This is a genomic window from Halocola ammonii, assembly GCF_049334165.1.
Lineage (GTDB): Bacteria > Bacteroidota > Bacteroidia > Flavobacteriales_D > Sanyastnellaceae > JBEGHD01.
Map to the genome: position 1 here is coordinate 1 of NZ_JBEGHD010000036.1, position 1,130 is coordinate 1,130.

1 protein-coding gene is annotated in these 1,130 nt (G+C 45.5%); it reads right to left on the reverse strand.

What is annotated here, in order from left to right; all coding sequences use genetic code 11:
• Positions 1-287: 287 nt before the first annotated feature.
• Positions 288-1,130, reverse strand: an 843-nt coding sequence (locus tag ABHV44_RS16130; RefSeq protein WP_459075746.1) for a T9SS type A sorting domain-containing protein, incomplete at its 5' end; no start/stop codon positions are given.

A 1,130-nucleotide genomic window follows, 5' to 3' on the forward strand; every position in this document is an offset into this window, starting at 1 on the left:
CCGCAGTTTTAACACATAGTCACAGTAGAATTCTGCATTTCTAATCACATATATTCCTTGATTGAGTTCTCTCTCAGATCTCAAGACAAGTAGGTAAAAGGCACATAGAATCTATGTGTCTATGTTTTCCTAATGTGCCTACTGTGGTTTCTGGCAGCGTTGTAAAGCCCGTAGCTGCAAGCTGTCCTCCTTTGGGCGCCTACGCTAAAGCTTCAGCGACAGCGTGAGGAGGTGCCCGAAGGGCGGAGGAGGATCATAACCGCGAAGTGACAAGTTAATGCGAAACCCTACCTAACCACTATCTTTTCACTTTGCAACAACCTATTACTCTCTGTAAGACTCAACACATAAGTTCCGCTTGCCCAGCTTTCGACATTTAGGATGAGCGTGGTGTTTGCCTGTGGGGCAGGAAATTGCTGAATAGTTCTTCCCTGAAGATCGGTGATGGTGTAAGAGGCGTTTTTATCCAATTGCTGAGTTTGGTAAATGTGCAGCACTTCACTGGCAGGGTTGGGGCCGGCTTTAAAAAACTGAACCTGCTGAGGTTCCTTTTCCTCTACCGCAATGTCAAATTCCTCACAACCTTCTACCAGGCAGCCATATTCGTCCAGCTTCACCAGCCAACCTTGTTGGTAGGGAGGTTCTGTTAACTCAGCATCTGGCCATTGATCTTGTGATTGTCCACAAAAAATAAAGCCTCCATCAGAAGTGTTTCTCATGTCGTAGAGCCTATGTTTTTCAAAAGGCAAGTCGAGGTATTGGTAATAACGCGTCCACAAAATGTCGCCCGTCTCACTGTTCAGTTTGGAGATCCACGCCAGGTCGTTATAGGTTCCGGAAGTATCGTTGGGTTCTTCCAGAATTTCATATCTCCATCCTGCGGCAACGTAATTTCCGTCTTCTGCAAGAAGTATCCTGCGACCTTCATTGTTATAATGAAAATGATCGTCCCAGATTTGAGTTCTCCAGAGCTGGTTACCTTCCATGTCCATTTTCATTACCGTAGGAATTACACCGGTCCAGTTTTCATTGGGTAGTGTGGCCATACAAGCAAAATAGCCATCATCAATAAAAGCATCCTTTATCGCAGCAAGCCCCTCTTCACTTGTTGACTCATACTCCCAATCAAG